19 protein-coding genes and 1 tRNA gene are annotated in these 17541 nt (G+C 56.8%); 6 read left to right on the forward strand and 14 right to left on the reverse strand.

What is annotated here, in order from left to right; genetic code table 11:
* Nucleotides 1-80: 80 nt before the first annotated feature.
* From AC2FGE_RS18260 to AC2FGE_RS18280, 5 genes are all read right to left on the reverse strand, one after another.
* Nucleotides 81-644: an ATP-binding protein gene (locus AC2FGE_RS18260; RefSeq protein WP_496820703.1), complete on the reverse strand. Its 564-nt coding sequence runs from the start codon at nucleotides 642-644 to the stop codon at nucleotides 81-83.
* Between the two features lie 30 nt (nucleotides 645-674).
* The gene (istA, locus tag AC2FGE_RS18265; protein WP_496820704.1) at nucleotides 675-2033 is read right to left on the reverse strand and encodes an IS21 family transposase; all 1359 of its coding nucleotides are present in this window, start codon (nucleotides 2031-2033) and stop codon (nucleotides 675-677) included.
* Nucleotides 1915-2298, reverse strand: a complete 384-nt coding sequence (locus AC2FGE_RS18270) for a helix-turn-helix domain-containing protein (protein ID WP_496820705.1) — start codon at nucleotides 2296-2298, stop codon at nucleotides 1915-1917. Before AC2FGE_RS18270 ends, istA begins: the two co-directional genes overlap by 119 nt.
* A 129-nt stretch (nucleotides 2299-2427) precedes the next feature.
* Nucleotides 2428-3984, reverse strand: coding sequence for a DUF6538 domain-containing protein (locus AC2FGE_RS18275; protein WP_496820706.1), 1557 nt, complete (start codon nucleotides 3982-3984; stop codon nucleotides 2428-2430).
* Between the two features lie 104 nt (nucleotides 3985-4088).
* Nucleotides 4089-4164: transfer RNA gene (locus AC2FGE_RS18280), tRNA-Val, on the reverse strand.
* Nucleotides 4165-4418: 254 nt separating this feature from the next.
* Between AC2FGE_RS18280 and modA the strand changes: the two genes are divergently transcribed.
* From modA to AC2FGE_RS18300, 4 genes are all read left to right on the forward strand, one after another.
* Entirely contained in the window at nucleotides 4419-5198 is a 780-nt protein-coding gene (gene modA / locus AC2FGE_RS18285) for a molybdate ABC transporter substrate-binding protein (protein WP_496820707.1), read from the forward strand.
* Nucleotides 5199-5203: 5 nt separating this feature from the next.
* Entirely contained in the window at nucleotides 5204-5896 is a 693-nt protein-coding gene (gene modB / locus AC2FGE_RS18290) for a molybdate ABC transporter permease subunit (RefSeq protein ID WP_496820708.1), read from the forward strand.
* Nucleotides 5893-6984, forward strand: coding sequence for a molybdenum ABC transporter ATP-binding protein (gene modC, locus AC2FGE_RS18295; protein ID WP_496820709.1), 1092 nt, complete (start codon nucleotides 5893-5895; stop codon nucleotides 6982-6984). Before modB ends, modC begins: the two co-directional genes overlap by 4 nt.
* 113 nt (nucleotides 6985-7097) lie before the next feature.
* Entirely contained in the window at nucleotides 7098-7505 is a 408-nt protein-coding gene (locus AC2FGE_RS18300) for a hypothetical protein (RefSeq protein ID WP_496820710.1), read from the forward strand.
* Nucleotides 7506-7508: 3 nt separating this feature from the next.
* Here the strand turns inward: AC2FGE_RS18300 and hemF are convergent, their stop codons facing one another.
* From hemF to clpS, 4 genes are read right to left on the reverse strand one after another with little or no spacing between them, the layout of a single operon-like run.
* On the reverse strand, nucleotides 7509-8393 hold the full coding sequence (gene hemF / locus AC2FGE_RS18305; protein WP_496820711.1) for an oxygen-dependent coproporphyrinogen oxidase: 885 nt from the start codon (nucleotides 8391-8393) through the stop codon (nucleotides 7509-7511).
* A 6-nt stretch (nucleotides 8394-8399) separates the two neighbouring features.
* Entirely contained in the window at nucleotides 8400-9203 is an 804-nt protein-coding gene (locus tag AC2FGE_RS18310; protein ID WP_496820712.1) for an SDR family NAD(P)-dependent oxidoreductase, read from the reverse strand.
* 37 nt (nucleotides 9204-9240) lie between these two features.
* A complete protein-coding gene (locus AC2FGE_RS18315) occupies nucleotides 9241-10206 on the reverse strand; it encodes a class I SAM-dependent methyltransferase (RefSeq protein WP_496820713.1) in 966 nt (321 codons plus the stop codon).
* Nucleotides 10207-10236: 30 nt separating this feature from the next.
* Entirely contained in the window at nucleotides 10237-10578 is a 342-nt protein-coding gene (gene clpS / locus AC2FGE_RS18320; RefSeq protein ID WP_170536540.1) for an ATP-dependent Clp protease adapter ClpS, read from the reverse strand.
* Nucleotides 10579-10670: 92 nt separating this feature from the next.
* On the opposite strand from clpS, the gene AC2FGE_RS18325 reads away from it, so the two are divergent.
* Both AC2FGE_RS18325 and AC2FGE_RS18330 read left to right on the forward strand, forming a co-directional pair.
* Nucleotides 10671-11372 (forward strand): HAD family hydrolase, encoded by a 702-nt coding sequence (locus AC2FGE_RS18325; protein WP_496820714.1) that lies wholly within the window; start codon nucleotides 10671-10673, stop codon nucleotides 11370-11372.
* A gap of 280 nt (nucleotides 11373-11652) precedes the next feature.
* Nucleotides 11653-13044: a D-alanyl-D-alanine carboxypeptidase family protein gene (locus AC2FGE_RS18330; RefSeq protein WP_496820715.1), complete on the forward strand. Its 1392-nt coding sequence runs from the start codon at nucleotides 11653-11655 to the stop codon at nucleotides 13042-13044.
* A gap of 69 nt (nucleotides 13045-13113) precedes the next feature.
* Here the strand turns inward: AC2FGE_RS18330 and AC2FGE_RS18335 are convergent, their stop codons facing one another.
* The 5 genes from AC2FGE_RS18335 to AC2FGE_RS18355 all read right to left on the reverse strand — a co-directional run.
* A complete protein-coding gene (locus AC2FGE_RS18335) occupies nucleotides 13114-14361 on the reverse strand; it encodes a hypothetical protein (protein WP_496820716.1) in 1248 nt (415 codons plus the stop codon).
* A gap of 157 nt (nucleotides 14362-14518) precedes the next feature.
* Nucleotides 14519-15280, reverse strand: a complete 762-nt coding sequence (locus AC2FGE_RS18340; RefSeq protein WP_496820717.1) for a LamB/YcsF family protein — start codon at nucleotides 15278-15280, stop codon at nucleotides 14519-14521.
* A 12-nt stretch (nucleotides 15281-15292) separates the two neighbouring features.
* The gene (locus tag AC2FGE_RS18345; RefSeq protein WP_496820718.1) at nucleotides 15293-16291 is read right to left on the reverse strand and encodes a 5-oxoprolinase subunit C family protein; all 999 of its coding nucleotides are present in this window, start codon (nucleotides 16289-16291) and stop codon (nucleotides 15293-15295) included.
* Nucleotides 16288-17037, reverse strand: coding sequence for a 5-oxoprolinase subunit B family protein (locus AC2FGE_RS18350; RefSeq protein WP_496820719.1), 750 nt, complete (start codon nucleotides 17035-17037; stop codon nucleotides 16288-16290). The genes AC2FGE_RS18345 and AC2FGE_RS18350 overlap by 4 nt, the downstream gene beginning before the upstream one ends.
* A 140-nt stretch (nucleotides 17038-17177) precedes the next feature.
* Nucleotides 17178-17541: hypothetical protein (locus AC2FGE_RS18355; RefSeq protein WP_496820720.1), on the reverse strand; the 364-nt coding region annotated here is incomplete at its 5' end.

A 17541-nucleotide genomic window follows, 5' to 3' on the forward strand; every position in this document is an offset into this window, starting at 1 on the left:
TCAGCGGAGACCGAGCTTGGTTCACGGCACCCAACAACGCATGCCATTCCCCTTCCTGCAGTCGTCTCTCTCGGCGGTTGTCAATCTTTGGTCGTCGGATAGGCTTTACTGGGTTTCCTTGTGGCAGGTTCTGCCCCCAACGGGATGTAACCCAACTCATCGATGATGACACAGTCCAGGGCCGAGAGTTGCCGAATGATCTTCCCGGCATTGCCTTCGGCCTGTTCCTTAATCAGCGCATTGATCAGGTCGACGGCATTAAAGAAGCGGGCCTTCTTGCCGTTGTTGATCAGCGTTGTTCCAAGCGCGATGGCGATATGGGTTTTGCCGGTTCCTGTTCCGCCTACCAGGATGAGGTTATGCGCCTCTTCGGTGAACTGGCCTGAGCAGAACGGTTCGATCTGGCTCTGGGTGACGGCCGCCGCGCCGTAATCGAAGGTGGCGAAGTCCTTGTGGTGGGGGAACTTCGCGATCCGCATTTGATACTGGATGGAGCGCACCCGGCGTTCTACAGTCTCGGCGTCGATCAGTTGCTTTATCGCTGTGGTCAGACTTGGTGGCTTGCGCGCGGACAGCAAATCATGGGCGCAAGCTGCCATTCCATGTAAGCGAAGGGCGGTCAGTTGGTCGATGAGGGCGTTCATGCGGCAGCCTCCTCAGCCGAGCACAATGTCTCATAGCGCTTGCAATCGGCCTCGGGCCGCATCGTCAGCTGCGGGTAGGTATAGGTGTCGCTGAGCGGCGTGAGGACCGGCTCCACCAACTGGTTGATCAGGTTGATGATGGCGGGAAGGCGCAGGGTGTTTTGTTCCACCGCCAGTTCGCAAGCCGTCTCGACCACCTCGATCCCGTGATCCTGGGCCAGAAGAAGCAGATCGACGAACTCCCGATCCCCACCTTTGCCAGCCCACGAATGGGGCACCATCGCGCAGAGCGCCGGGCTTGCGATCCAGCAAGGGAACATAGTGCCAGGGTTCAAAATAACTGACGTTGCGGGTGAAGCGCCGCTTGTGCTCGGCGATGACATCCTGACCGGATACCAGCACGATCCGGCCCGCATAGGCGCGCAGGGAGACATGCTGTCCTGCAAAGTGGGACGGCACGCTGTAGCGATTGGAGGCATATTGAACCAGGCAGGTGGAGCGGACACGAACGGTCTTCTCCACATAGCCATCAAATGCCCGGCCCAGGGGGCGCAGCGCGACGCGTTCGTCTTCGAACACTTCGGCAACCGTGCGATCCGATTGCTCGGGATGGGGCCGGTTTGCCAGCTCTTCACAGCGCAGGCGTAGCCAGGCGTTCAGCGCATCGAGATCATCAAAGGCTGGCTTGGGAACAAACAACCGGCCGCGCAAAAACTGGACCTGGTTCTCGACCTGTCCCTTCTCCCAGCCTGCGGCGGGGGTGCAGGCAACAGGTTCCATCACATAATGGTTCATCAGCGCCAGGAACCGGGGATGGAATTTCCGGTCCTTCGAACGCGATACATAGGTCACCATCGTTTTGGGATTGTCGATGATCACCCGGCGCGGAACACCGCCATAGAAAGACAGCGCCTGTGCAAACGCATCCAGCACCATCTCCTGGGCTTCGCCTGGATAGGCCACGACAAAGGGCTTGCGGCTGTGGCAGAGGCGGAAATGGGCGACCTTGATCTTCTGTTCGACACCGCCCAGCACAACCCGTTCTTCGCTCCAGTCAAATTGCAGTGCGTCACCAGCAGCAAAATGCAGCGGGATAAAAGCCTCGCCCGAACCGGCACCCGCCCGCTTCAGATCGCGGACAAAACGCTGAACCGGCGAATAGGACCCGGTGTAGCCTTCCAACACGAGCTGCTCAAAGAGCTTCTGCGCTGTTCGACGTTCCCGGCGTGGACGCTTCTGATCCTGCTCGAACAGTTCCTGAAGCCGAAGATCAAACCCATTGCACAGCTTGTGCCGAACCGGCGGAGCCTGACGTTGGTAGCTTGGGGGCCGCGCATCCTTCAGATACTTCTTGATCGTGTTCCGCGATAATCCCGTTGCCCGCGCCACAGATCGGATGCTGCGACCCTCCCGCAATATCCATCTTCGGATCTTCGATAAGGTAGGCGGCGTCGCATTCCAAAGCTTTCGCCAAAGCCGGGACTCGATCCAGTGCTACCTTGGAACTACCCTGCTTTATCATCGTGATCATGTTCGGGTTGACGTATCCCGCTTGCGCCGCGATCTCAGCCTGACTCTTGGTGGGTTTCAATTCGAGCACACCACGTTCGACATATTTCGCCATCCGGGAATCTTCATACGGTTTTTTGGTCATCGCTATCCTCTTAGAAGTGATGCAACACACGCTGCATGTGTTTGATATAGCGATGTTCTGGATGGGAATGCGCGGCGGGAGAAGCCTTAGAAAAACTTCCGGAAGGGGCAGTTCGAAAATTTGCGAACCCTAATTCCCACTCAGTTCGTACCAAGGCAAAAGTTCCACCGCATTGATCTTGGCTGCTAGAGTTACATCTCCATAGTCGTCGCCTGCCGTCTTCCCGGCATGCCCTTGGATGGCATCAACCACGCGATCTGAGATACCAAGTTCACGGCACTGCGTTTTGAAACGGTGCCTCCACGCATGATTGGGCAGCAACCCTTCTGGCGCCAGCCCGGACTTGGTTAGCCATTCAGCTAGCTGATTAGCTATACGCTTGGCCTTTCGTGAATAATCCTCATGCTTCGTGCCGCCGTGGAACATTGGGCCGGGTTTATGGGATTCAACAAAGTCAATGAAGCCTTCGCTGATGATCTGGGAGTGCAGTGGAGCGTCACGATATCCACCTGTCTTAACCGAACCGGCGTCGGGCGTAATCCGAACAACCCAATGCCCATCGATCTTGCGCACGTCTTCTTTGCGGATCTGAGTAATCTCTGAAACGCGCGCGCCAGTGAAGGCGCATATTATTGGTGCCCATCGTTTGGCGGCAACCAGATGTGATTTCTCTCTGATATAGCCGCGCTCATCTTCGTTGGGTTGGTAGGATCGGCTCGCCTTCAAGACCTTGCTTGCCTCGGGGTCCACATATCCACGTTCCCGAGTGTGCTGTTTCTTAGGCTTTGCCTGCCGCACGTTGGCTGCCGGATTCTCATCCAGCAATTCATTCTCGACTGCCCACGCAAACAGTGACCGGATGGTTGAGAGATACACATCGCTAACCGTCTTGGCCGACAAGTCGCACATCAGGAGATCACGCCATGCCAGCAGGTTTTTCTTAGTTACTCGTGTTGCGTCGTTGTGCTTTAGGTATTTGACCAGCTTATCGATAACCGGCTGTTGTCGACCTGTGCCAGACCGCATGAACCCGGCTTGCTGCCTGTGCGCAACGTAGTCTTTCCAGAGCTGTTTGATACTGACTGGAGTAGGGGCGTTTTCCGGGGGCTGTGCATCCACAATGATTGGCGCAGTGGGTGTGCCCGTAAAGTCGCCTTCGTCGCGTTCAGCGGCGTGCGCAAGGGCTTCAAGTTCTGCTTGGCAAAGGGCACGTGCTATCGCGCGCCATTCGGTGCTGCCCGGAGCTGCATCCAGATTGCCACTAGCCCGGAAGCGTTCGATCTGCGCGCCGACCAGTTCGCCCATTTCTGCGTCGTTCGCGCTCCCAGCTGCGGCAGTGCGTAGGCGGTCAACCAACAGGTCATCTATGCCAACAGCAGAGTAGCGCGGATCATTTCTAAGCTGATCATCAAATGCCATGCGCTGGTGATAATGGCTGTGCGCAATCTGACCCGGTGCCAGTGGGTAGCGGGCCGGTGTGTTTGGCGGTTGGTTAGGATTGGCTTGCTGTTCTGCTGTGGCGATCTGGTGTTGAAGCTGAGCAACCGCACCCGGAAGCAGCTTAAGCGCTTGACGGCGATCACCACCTAACGGGGTGCGGAGTTCTGTCTTGCCGATGATTCCACGCAGGTCTTTGGGCACCACAAGCCGGGCATGATACCGGCCATTGCGGTTGATTAAGTGCATTACCTTGCCTGCCATGGGAACACCTTTTGTAACCAAAGTTATAACCTTGAAACGGACAAACGCCCTTATTTGCAAGAGTTTTCTTTAGTATCAAAGGGATAGTATGGTGGGTGATGAGAGACTCGAACTCCCGACATCTTCGGTGTAAACGAAGCGCTCTACCAACTGAGCTAATCACCCGTAGCGCTGCATTTAGCCAAGCCTGTGGGTGGGCGCAAGAGGGTTCGGTGGATTTTATCGGATTGTTTTGTCCTGATCTATGAAACCGCCTGTTCCGCAGGCCGGGCCTGAGGTCGGCGGGCAGGCACCAACATTTGCAAGCGAGGCACAACAGATATCACAAACACCAACTGATGGCGGGAAACATGCTTGCGGGTGACCCATTGCCTCCGATATTCCAGAAGCCGACGGCAGTTTCCCGGCCCGGAGTTTGGATGGATTTTTTAACGGTCCGCCGTGCGGTTTTGGCGGTTTTGGTATTGGCTACGCTCATTCTGGCCCCGATCCGGGCCGGGGCCGAAGGTGTTTTGGTATTTGCTGCGGCCAGCCTGAAAACGGCGCTGGATGAGCTTGCATCTATCTACAATACGCAAACCGGGGTGAGCATCACGGTCTCCTATGCGGCTTCATCCGTTCTGGCCCGCCAGATACAGGCGGGTGCACCTGCGGATATTTTCATTTCGGCAAATTCCGACTGGATGGATTTGCTGCAAGATCAAGGACTGATTGATCCGGCTTCGCGTGTGGATTTGCTGAACAATGGCTTGGTTCTGGTCGGGTCGGCAGATCGGCCAACCGTCGTACAAATTGGACCGAACTATGATATCGTGACTGAGCTGGCTGGCGGTTACCTGGCCATGGCGCTGGTCGATGCGGTGCCTGCGGGGATCTATGGCAAGTCCGCGCTGGAAAATCTCGGGCTTTGGGGTGCGGTTCAGGGGCGGGTGGCACAGACGGATAATGTGCGCGCGGCACTTGCGCTTGTGGCAACTGGGGCCGCGCCATTGGGGATTGTCTATCGCTCGGACGCGGTTGCAGATCCTCGGGTCGGTGTTGTGGCGCCGATCCCGGAGAGTACACATCCGCCAATTCTCTACCCTGCTGCCCTGATGCAGGTTTCGACACCTGGCGCAGCGTTTTTTCTGGACTTTCTGCAATCCGAAGACGCTACGAATGTTTTTTTGAAGCAGGGTTTTTCCCTGCCGGTTCGGTGATGGGTATGGAGTGGCTCGGCCCCGCTGAATGGGAAGCACTTCGGCTGTCGTTGCGGGTGTCCTTGTGGGCGACGCTGGCGACTCTACCCTTTGGGATCTTCGTGGCCTACGCACTGGCGCGGTGGCAGTTTCCAGGGCGTCAGCTGTTAAACGGGTTGGTCCATTTACCGTTGATTTTGCCACCTGTTGTCACCGGGTACTTGCTGCTGCTGACATTCGGCATTCAGGGTCCCATGGGGCGGTTTCTGTCCGAGTTCGGGATCGTTGTCGCTTTTCGGTGGACCGGCGCTGCGCTGGCGGCGGGGATCATGGCGTTTCCACTGATGGTTCGCGCCATTCGACTGTCGATTGAGGCGGTGGATCCGAAGTTGGAACAAGCGGGATCGACCCTCGGGGCATCGCGGATAATGGTGTTTGCCACCGTGACGCTGCCCCTGATCCTGCCGGGCGTCATTGCTGGATCGATTCTGGCCTTTGCCAAAGCGATGGGAGAGTTCGGGGCAACCATTACATTCGTTTCCAATATTCCCGGGCAGACCCAGACATTGCCATCGGCTGTCTATGCCTTCCTGCAAGTCCCGGATGGCGAAGCGGCGGCCACCCGACTGGTCGTCATTTCGATCATCATTGCCATGGGCGCTTTGCTTCTGTCTGAATATGTCGGGCGCCGTGCGGCGGCCAGGGTGGCCGGGTCATGAGCTTATCCGTGCGCCTGAAACACCATTTGCCGGGGATCGATCTTGATCTGACCTTTGATGCGCCCTCGGGAGTAACTGTTCTGTTTGGCCGTTCGGGGGCCGGGAAAACCACGGTTGTGAATGCAGTGGCAGGCCTTTTGCGGCCCGATGCCGGGCGGGTGGCCGTGGATGACTGGGTTCTCTTTGACACTCAGGCAAAGTACTGGTTGTCGCCCCATAAGCGTCGCCTGGGCTATATCTTTCAGGAAGGGAGACTGTTCCCGCACCTAACCGTACGACAGAACTTGTCCTACGGCCGCTGGTTTGCGCCGCGAGACGCGCGGCAGGAGAACCCAGACCGGATTGTCGAGATGCTGGGTATCGGGCATTTGCTGAATCGCCGCCCTGCCATGTTGTCCGGGGGGGAAAAACAGCGGGTAGCCATTGGGCGCGCCTTACTGGCCAGCCCCCGCCTGATCCTTGCGGATGAACCCTTGGCGGCGCTGGATGACGCTCGAAAGGCCGAGATATTGCCCTATTTCGAACGGCTTAGGGATGAGGTTTCGGTTCCGATCCTTTACGTCACGCATTCTGCGGCCGAAGTGGCTCGGCTTGCGACCTCGGTCGTCGCTATACAAGATGGTAAGGTTTCAGGTCACGGCCCGGCCTCGGATGTTCTGTCTGATCCATCTGTTGCACCTGCTGGCGTGCGCGCAATCGGTGCGGTTTTGCAGGTGCGGGTCAAAGAACATCACGCGGATGGGTTAACCGAGCTGGATGCCGGTGGGGAGCGCCTGTTCCTGCCCCGCATCGCGCATAAAGAGGGTGAGAGCCTGCGTATCCGTATCCCGGCGCAAGAGGTCATCCTATCTAACCAGCCACCACAGGGGCTATCGGCTTTGAATGTGCTCAGTGGTCAGGTTGAAACCATCCGGTCAGGTGATGGCCCAGGGGCGATTGTATCGGTTAAAACACCTGCCGGAGTTGTTCTGGCGCGGGTGACACGACGTTCTGTCAACGCATTGGATTTGCAGACCGGATCGACGTGTTATGCGGTGATCAAGACTGTGGCCTTGGCGCCGCAAGATGTTGGGGGGCGCATCGTGTGATGCGGCCCAAGCGGCATCACACAAAGGGTCACATCGCTGTTGGTCGGCTTTACTCGAGCCTTCGAATATCTATTTTTAGGAACAGACACCGGTTCTGGTTAGGAGCGTCCGCTATGTCACTGTTCAGAATATGTGCGCTTGGCGCGATGCTTATCGCCCCGACATTGGCAGGGGCCGTTGGATTTGGATTGAATGTCACCCCGCAGTTTCGGACGGAAATTACACCTCTGAAAGACGGAACATATGAGGTCAAAGCAATCGGTTCGTCAGCGCCGGTCAACTATTGGTGCGGGATCGGGGATTATGCGCTGCGCACTTTAGGTGTGGCGAATAACCAGAAGATATACATTTCCAAAGCCTATGAGCCGGGTGTCCGAACGGTCCAGTTCTCGCTGACGCCACCGCCCGGCGCGGATACGAACCCGGGATACTCGATTACGGTTAAGCGCGTGGGCGAGAACATGTCCGCCTCATCAGCACAGAACTACTGCTACGACAACTTCATCGACTTTGGCTTTTGAAGGTCAAACCCATTTCGCCAACGGCGGTAAGCTCATCAAGACGGCATCCGGATCGTGGCCTGTTTCAAGGCCAAATTTCGTGCCGCGATCATAGACCAGATTGTATTCGGCATAGAGACCGCGATGCACCAGCTGAGTGTTCTTTTCTGTATCCCCAAAGGCCTGAACCCGACGCTTTTCAACCAACGGGACAAAGGCAGGTAGGAACGCGCGGCCAATATCCTGTGTCAGTGCGAAATCGGTGTTCCAATCCCCGGTGCAGTGGTCATCCATGAAGATGCCCCCAACGCCCCTGGCACGTTTTCGGTGAGGGATATAGAAATACTCATCCGCCCAGTCTTTCAGCCGCGGATAGTGTTCAGTGCCATGTGGGTCCAGATGCGCCTTTTGGGTCGCGTGAAAATGCGCAGTATCTTCATCATATTCGATGCAGGGGTTCAGGTCAGACCCACCGCCAAACCACCAGGCATGAGGGGTCCAGAACATGCGTGTGTTCATATGGACCGCAGGAACATGCGGGTTCTGCATATGCGCAACCAGACTGATGCCCGAAGCCCAAAATCGCGGATCGTCTCTCATGCCGGGGATGCCCTTGCGCGCGGCCATGGCCTGTTGGGCGCGTTCACCTAAAGTACCGTACACGGTTGAGACGTTTACGCCCACCTTCTCAAACACGCGGCCGCCGCGCATCACGGACATCAGGCCGCCACCGGCGTCGGAGCCATCCTCGGACTGGCGCCTGGTTTCCTTGACCTCGAACTGGCCTGGCTGAGCATCCGAGAACGGGCCTGTGTCGTGGCTGTCTTCTAGGGATTCGAACGCGGCGGCGATGTCATCGCGCAATTGACGGAACCAGGTGGAGGCGGTGGATTTTTCTGTTTCGAACATGGTGTGTTAATGGGCTGGGGCTGCGACCGGGTCAAGCAGGGTCCGGCCCCCGTCGATTGTCAGGATTTGACCCGTGATAAAGCCCGCCGCGTCGGAAGTCAGGAACTGGGCGGTCTCGGTCAGTTCGGTTGGAGCGGCGATGCGGGCCAAGGGCGTGTGCTTTTCGATATCGTCGCGGAAATCGCGATTTTCCTTGAGTGTTGATTGCAACGAGGCGCTCATTACCGATCCCAGCGCGATTGAGTTTACACGAATCCGGTGGGGGGCCAGTGCGACAGCCAACGACCGTGTCATTTGGTCCAGCGCTGCCGTCGAAACCGAATAGGCCATTAGATCTGGGTGTGTCCTTCGGGCCGCGATGGACGACAGATTGATGATAGAGCCGGCCGGGTTCTCTTCCCCCTCGTTCTCGGATTGTTTGATCATGCGTTTGGCAACCAGCTGACTCAACCGCAATGCGGGCATCAGGTTTTGATTCAGCAACGTGCGAACGGAATCATCCTCAGGGTCCAGCGGATCTGACGGGATCACCTGACGCGCGCCGTTGATCAGAATGTCAACCTGATCGAACGCGTCCAAAGTGGCTGACAGCAGGTTCGCAATGGTCAGCTTTTCGCGCAGATCGCCCGCGAAATATCGAATATTGCTGCCATCTGCCTGTTCGCCCAGTTCTTCGACAAGGCGCTTTTCGTCCATGTCTGCAAAGACAACATTGGCACCGGCATCGGCGAAATGGCGGCCGATGGCCAACCCGATCCCGTTGGCTCCGCCTGTCACGATTGCTGTCTTGCCAGCTATGGAAAAGGACATCCGAATCCTCCTGATTTGGTGGGCAGGTTAACGGGCCTCAACGTCGAGGGCGAGAGGCATGGAACACCTTGAACCGATTGTCTCCGGCGACTTCATCAGCATTGATGAAATGCTCGGTCAATGCGGCCTCATAAGGCAGGTGGCGATTGGCAACCATCCATAGATCGCCAATGCGGGTCAGGTTGCGAGCAGCAGAGGCGATGAAGCCCTGACCAAGGGCGGGGTCCGCGCTGCGCGACGTATGAAACGGCGGGTTCATGATGATCGTGTCCCTTGGATCGGAGGCCACCCATGTAATCGCATCGGCCCAGTGGAACGCGGCGCGTTCATCTTTCACATTGACCCGTGCGCAGTTCAGCGCGGTGTGATCCGCTTCGACAAGGTCCAGTGTTTTGATTTTATCGCGCTTCAAAAGCTCGGCGGAAAGATACCCCCATCCGGCGCCAAGGTCCGCGACGCGCGGTCCCAGTTTGGCAGGCAGGCTTTGCATCAACAGTGCCGAGGCGGGGTCAATACCATCTGCCGAGAACACGCCGGGCGCAGTTTGATATCCATCGACACTCTGAGTGTCCGGCGCGGCCCAATCCGCAAACGCTGCGGGATCAGACTGAAACCAGAATATCTTGCCATGCGCTTTGGACAGAGGGCCGTCAACGGCCACGCGTTTGCGTATGTCCTTCAACAGGCTGTCTATACCGTTGGTCTTTGTACCATCAACAACAACCACGCCAGTGGCTTGCGTGCAGGCGCAATGGACCAATGCACGCGCCAGTGCCTTGGCACGGGGCAGGTGAACAATTGCATCCTGACAGGGCCTGTTGGCCTTGGGCGCGGCTGTGAAACCAAGCGCTGCAAAATGATCATGAAACGGTTTGAAGGGCTGCACGATCTGCGATTCACGAGGCAGCTTCGACAAATCATCATCTGGCGTCGGGCCAAATATGGTCAGCGGCTGTGACAGCGTCAAACCGCTTTGCAGGGCAAGGTCTAGGCGAGGGGACATGGCCGAATATGTCGAACAGCAGCGCGGGGCTTACTCTTCACGTTCCATAGTGCATTGCAAAGGATGCTGGTGCCTGCGGGCAAAGTCCATGACTTGACCCACTTTTGTCTCCGCAATCTCATGGCTGAACACACCCACGACTGCCACGCCTTTCTTGTGCACGGTCAACATGATCTCGAACGCTTGCGCATGAGTCATGCCAAAGAACCGCTCCAGCACGTGAACGACGAATTCCATCGGTGTGTAATCGTCGTTCAGCAGCAGCACCTTGTACAAAGGCGGGCGCTTGGTTTTTGGGCGCGTCTGGACCAGAACGGACGCATCACCGTCGTCGTCCGACTTGTCAGACATCATCCATTGGTTTTCCAGCATCGCGCGCAACTGTCCGATTCAGGATTGGGTTTACTTCTGCGCTTATATAACGTCGTTCCCGTCAGAGGAAAGAGGCAGCAGGCGTATTAAGGATGACGCAAAAACTCACCACCATAGGGTTCGATGCTGATGATACTTTGTGGCACAACGAACGGTTCTTTCAACTAACGCAGGCGCATTTTACATCGCTTTTGTCCGATCATGCCGAACATGACCATCTAATGGAGCGTCTTCTGGAGGCGGAGAAGCGCAATATCCGGCACTATGGCTATGGTATCAAAGGCTTTGTTCTGTCGATGATCGAAACAGCTATTGAAGTGACCGAGGATCGCGTTCCCGCCTCGGTGATCCGTCAACTGATTGAAACGGGGCAGGAAATGCTGGCTCATCCCATCGAACTGTTACCGCATGCGCAAAAAGCCATCGAAGAAGCCGCCAATGCCTATCGCGTGGTATTGATCACCAAAGGCGATCTGATTGATCAGGAGCGTAAGCTGGCCCAGTCAGGTCTGGGTGAGTTGTTCGATGCGGTTGAGATCGTTTCGGAAAAGACCTCGGACACCTACCGCGCGATCTTTGAGGCCCATGGTGATGGTCCAACTGCGGCGATGATGATCGGGAACTCGATGCGGTCCGATGTGGTGGCTCCGATACAGGCTGGTTGCTGGGGCGTTTACGTGCCGCACGGTCTGGTTTGGGAGGTCGAGCATGCAGATGCCCCGGTCGACGCCAAGAGATTCCGAGAGCTGCGGGATTTGGGTGATCTGGGTGGCTTGCTTAGCGCAATCTCGTGATGTTGCTATTCGGCCTCAGTCAAAGAAAATTCCCGGGCCGTTCTGGGGTGTCCCCGGGATCGTCGCCGATCTAGTGTTCTGAGTGTCTGGGTTGGCTAGATATAGCGCTCTGCGCACGCCATAGCGAAACCGCGAAAACCGCAGCTTTCGGTTTATTTTAAAAGGCCTCTGTGTTAGCCTTACAGCTAAGCAGAATAAAACTAGCCGACCGGGAAAACCCGGCGGCGCGAGGCAGACAGAGGCAAAGATCGTGCAGGCTCGGCGTACAGTTCCGGCCCGAATGGGCTTATTTCTCATAGCATTCTTGTGGCTGTTTGTTTTTGCGCCACTCCAAGCTGTGGCTGCACCCTATGCGGCCATGGTGATTGATGCCCGAACTGGCGAAGTTCTTCATTCACGCAACGCCGATACTCGGCTGCATCCAGCGTCACTGACCAAGATGATGACGCTGTATATTGCGTTTGAGGCGGTTCGGAATGGCGAGATCACGCTGGACACGCCCGTCCGTATCACAAAGGCCGCAGCGGCTGAGCCGCCGTCGAAGCTAGGGCTGCGTTCCGGCCAAACGATTGCGTTTCGGTATCTGATCCGTGCGGCGGCTGTGAAATCGGCCAATGACGCAGCCACTGCCATTGGTATCGCGCTTAGCGGATCCGAAGCCGCGTTTGCGCGTCGCATGACCCGCACGGCCAAGGCGATGGGGATGAGCCGCACGACCTTCAAGAATGCCCATGGTTTGACCGAGGCAGGACATTTGTCTACCGCACGCGATATGACCACGTTAGGGCGTCATCTGCTTTATGATTATCCGCAGTACTATAACCTGTTCTCGCGTCAATCGACCCATGCCGGGATCAAGACGGTTCCGAACACGAACCGCCGCCTGCTTGCCGCTTATAAAGGCGCCGACGGGATCAAGACGGGATATACTCGCGCTGCAGGTTTCAACCTCGTTGCCTCGGCCAAGCGCAAAGATGAGCGCATCATCGCAACCGTTTTTGGTGGCAAGTCGGGCGCGTCTCGGAACGCCAAGGTTGCAGAGCTGTTGGATATGGGTTTCCGCCGCGCTCCATCGCGTGCGCCTATTCGCAAACCCGCACGACCGACTTATGCGGGCAACACGGGTCTTGGTGGGTCCACCCAGGTGGCAGCTGTCAGCGGTGCGCCCAAGGCAAGCCTGCGCCCAGTTATTCGTCCCGTTGCCACACAGGTCGCCAGCGCCGTTGTTGAAACCGCGAACCAGAACCGGGATCGTATCCAGGACGGTATTGCCGCAGCAATCGCAGAGGCCGACATTGCGCCAACTGCCCCCCCGGTCGAGAACTCGGATACGCGCCCCGCATTGCGGCCTGAGAACTTGACCGTTGCACAAGCCAAGCCCGCTGAGCAGCCGGAACCGGAACAAGAGGTTGTGACCCGCCTGTCCACATCTGGCGGGCATCTATGGGGCGTGAATGTGGGCCGCTACACCACGCGCTATGAGGCCGAGAAGATCCTGCTGAAAACGGCGTTATCGGAAATGACCACGCTGGAAGGCACGCTGCGCAAGGTCAGCCAAAGCTCAAAAGGGTTCGAGGCGACGTTCCAGGGCATGACCCGGGAACAGGCCGATCTGGCCTGCCGCCGCCTTCAGGCGCGCAATGTCACTTGTTTCATGATCGGGCCGTCATAAGACCCGGCATTCTCTCTCCTGATGGATCTGGGCTGCGAAGTTTCGCAGCCCTTTTTTTATCCCAGGCGCTTAGTCGAACACGTGACCATGTTCATATTGTTCATCCTGCCCCGCCGCCGCGGTCAGGGCGGCCACGTTATCCTTGGTGAAGAATCCATCATAATGGTGGCAGCGTTCGATATATTCGGTGATCAGCAACGTGTATTTCGAATGCTTTGAGAAGATCTGTTTCAGGTTCGGATCGTCTTTGCATTCCCCAACCACATGTGCCAGGAACGGCACGCCCTTGTCCTTCAGCGTATTGACGACAAAGTCGACATTCTTCTCGCCCGCGCCGTGGTCCCCATCCTGAATCTCGACGGCCATATGATGAAGACGACGGCCAAAGTTGCGCACGAAGTCTTCGGTTGGCATTGGTAGCTTCGCAAATGAATTCACGAAAGATGGCGTGTTGTTTGCGGTGAACACTTTGGCCGGAGATTTCTTGTCGTCATCCACATTGGCGTTGCGGTTCACGTTGGTCGAGGAATTCATGTCAAAGATGTTGTATGCGCCCCAGAAATAGTAGGGCACCATGGTCAGAAATTCGAGGATCGCATCTTCTCGTTCACCCGCCAGCACCCGTGTGGCAAGGTGATCGATACCCAGCATCAATGGCGCGATATTGCTGTCATTTCCGAATGCGGCTGCTTCCTCAAGCCTTGCCTTCTCAACATCGCTGAGCAGCACCCGATCCCCAAGGCCAAGGCTGTCGGGGTCATTAAAATCCAGCGTGGAGTATCCAACGCGATTGCAGGTGAAATCCGAAGGTGTGGTGAAGCGGAAGCCATCCAGCGTGTAGAACGGGTTTTCGGTATCGCTAGTATACTCAAAGCGGATGTTCTGATCTTCGAGCGTCTTGGTCAGTGTACTTAGATCGGTCGCGGCGAAAACCTCTCCGACATAGCGGGTTTGTGGGGTCTTGCGGGCCAGCGGGTACATGCGGTTGATCCGGGGAATGAAGTCTTCAAACCCATCGCTCAGCGGGGCCATCAGGATCAATGCCGGGTAGTCGGCATGCGCATGCAGGACCGAGAACTTATGTGTCCGCCCCAGATAGCTGGCCGAATGTCGATAGGGGGTCATGACATAGAGTTCGAGCATCGTATCGAACAGGGCGGTGGTTTCGACCTGAATGACAATCGCCCGCATCGGCCCGACCTGATCTGCGATGCCCGAGCTGGTTCGCCGCTCGTAGATCATCGGCAGATATTCATGGAAGAAGTCCGAGTTCTTCTTGTCGCCTCGCGGTTCGTAAGACATCAGATCGAAAGACATGCGCGCCTCCTTGCGGGGTATCCGGCTGCAAGCGCAATGGCCGGGCCAAATTAGCTGGAATAACAATAGTCAGAACATGCACTTGGATGCATGCTAGGCGCTCATCTGCGTTCGAGCAACAGTCAGACAATAAGGGGCCCGTATTAGGATCGGGTGTTTAGCGGTTGAACTTCGTCACCTCGACCCCGCCGCCAATAAGGCTCTCACGGACCGAGCCGGCGATTTGCACAGCCGTTGGCCCATCGCCATGTAAGCAGATGGTATCGATAGACGTCTCCAGACGTTTGCCGGATTCGGTGATGATAGCGCCTTCGCGGACCATGTTCAGGATGCGCGGTCCCGCAATCTGCGCATCATGGATCACCGCGCCGGGCAGGTTGCGATCGACCAGAGTGCCGTCGTCATTATAGGCGCGGTCTGCAAAAATCTCGCCGACCCATTTGCAGCCAAGCTCCCGTACAGCCTCTTCCTGTTTCGTGACCGCCAGCACCATGATCATGATGTCCGGATCGACATCCAGTGCACCTTGATAACAGGCTCGCGCCATATCGATGTCGACCGAGCACATATTGGCAAGCGCACCGTGTAGTTTCAGGTGCCGCACCTTGGTACCAACCGCAGCCGCCATACCCATCGCCGCGCCCAACTGATAGCGCACCAGATTGCGCAAGCTGTCATGAGGCAACTTCATATTGCGGCGGCCAAAGCCCTGAAGATCGGGAAAGCCCGGATGCGCGCCGATGCCCACACCGTTTTCGGCGGCCAATGTCATCGTCTTGGCCATCACGTTCCAGTCGCCTGCATGAAACCCGCAAGCGATGTTGGCCGAGGTGATGATCTTTAGCAGGCTTTCATCATCACCCATGTTCCATGGGCCAAAGCTCTCGCCCATATCGGCATTCAGATCCACGCTCGGCATTAGAAGGTCTCCTTAGTCGGTGGCAGAGATCACTCCGCCGATCAATTGGTAGGACAACAAATCCGGAATGTCATGCGGGTCACGGATAAGCGGTTCGATACGCCCCGGCAATCGAACCAAATCGGACCGAAAGGCCGCATCCAGCTCCATTGCCTGATCCAGTGTCACAAACTCAAACTGGATCTTCCCGCCCGCTGGAGTTTGCGCTGCCCGTGGCATGTCGCAAGGTACAACAGTAGCGATCCGAGGGTAACCGCCGGTCGTCTGGCATTCAGGCAGCAGGATGAACGGGTTGCCGGTGCCGGTCATCTGGATATCGCCAGGGGTTATGACCTCGGACAGGATGTTGAGCTGATCTTTGGCAGCAAAACCATCGCCATCGCTTTCCAATTGCATTCCCATGCGGTTGGCACGGGGGCCTCGTTTGAATTCGGTTTGAATAAACCGGGTCAGGGTGTCTGGATCAAAGAGTGGGGTTTGAAAGCTGGCAACAACGCGCACGGCACCGCCGTCAAACCGATCAGCAGGGGGCAGCTCGAATCCGGTCTCGCCCGAGTCTGGTCCGGCAGGCAGGGTATCGCCTGCCGCGACCGCGCGACCGATCTTGGCTGTCAGATGAGTTGAGCGAGAGCCGAGAAACATCTCAGTGTCGATCCCACCTCCCAGATGCAGGTACCCATAACTGCCCTTTAATATAGCTCCAATCGTCAGGCGTTGCCCCAGTTCCAGATGGTGGGACGCATTCCAGACAATCGCGGACCCGTCGATACTGGCCTGCATGGGCGCACCGGTCAGAGCAATCCGCACGGGTTGGGTTGCTTCGAATTCGCCACCCATGCCCGCCATTTCCAAGGCCGCAAAGTCTGGGCTTTGACCCAATAACGCGGCCCCTTCATGCAGCGCCAATATGTCAGCCGCCCCGGATCGCGAAAGCCCCTGGTCCAGATACCCCACGCGCCCTTGATCCTGAATGGTGCAGGCCGGGCCGATGTGTCGGACGATCAGGCTCATGACGTGATCTCTTGGCAGATTGCGCCACCAAGCCCGTCGTCATTATTGGCGCGAATGCTCTCCAATTCATCGCGCGATATCGGTTCAAACAGTAACTCATCTCCGGGTGTTAGCGTGAATGCCTCTGCCATGCCGGGCTGAAAACAACGAAAGGCCGTCTGTCCGATATGTCGCCATCCGGTCGGTGTGGGGCCGGAGAACAGAACAAATTGTGATATGGCCAGCACCAGGGCGCCTTCTGGGACCATCGGTGTCAAGTCTTGCAGTCTTGGGATGTTGAACTCGGGCCCAAGTGGCCCAAGATAGGGCTGGCCCGGCGCGAACCCGATTGTCAAAACACGTACCTTAGACTGACTCAGCCGCCGCACCGCTTCGGCAGGGCTCAAACCGGCCTCTTTTGCCGCATCCTCTAGTTGCGGGGCAAGGTCCGTGCCATAGACGGTTGGCACCCGCCATAGCTTTCGACCGGAGGGGAGGGGGGTTGTGTACCAGTCTCTTGTCTTCAGAAGCTCTTTGAGGGTGCCTGCCAAATCCGCGTGGGTCACGCGAGCTGGATCAAACCGAAGATAAGTGGACCCAAGCGTAGCAGATGTCTCCAACACCCCATCCAGTCCCAGCCGGTCAACCTCGGCTCGGAACGACAGGGCTGCACGGTTTGTGGGATCTGACATGGTTTCTGCAAAGGTGACCAGCACACCGTCAAAGCCAACATTGCCTACCATTGGATGAGAAAGGGTGGGGGTCATATACGCCACGTGTTGAATTGTACCTGCTCGGTCAGGAGCAGATCGTATCAGATGCAATTGCGCAAGGTCTGTTCAGATAGCAACCGGTCTAAGAGGTTTGGTAGAGTATATCTCGTATTCGTTGGATTAGGCCGGTCTCATTAAGAGGAATCTGCCATGAATCGGTGACCCAGAGCGGTTCGACTCAATGTATCGAGTCGCATCGCATTGCGCTCAGAAACCGCTAAGCCCCAATATGTTGTGGTAAGCCATTGACCAATAAATGAATCGTTTGAGATTCGAGGCGCCATGACCATGGGAAAATCCACTATCGCAGTGCAAGAATTGCATCTAACCGCCTGATATATATCGATTATTTCTGAATCTGCAAAAAAATGCGCCAAGATGTAATTTTCTGCTTGCGGCTTATGTTTGTTATGCTTAGAACCCCCTTCACCGGCGGCGCTGAGGTTGTTGTTGGGACGCTGGCGACGGCGGAGACTGGCCGGAGAGACGGTTGAGACG

The organism is Ruegeria sp. YTSA075 (assembly GCF_059610245.1).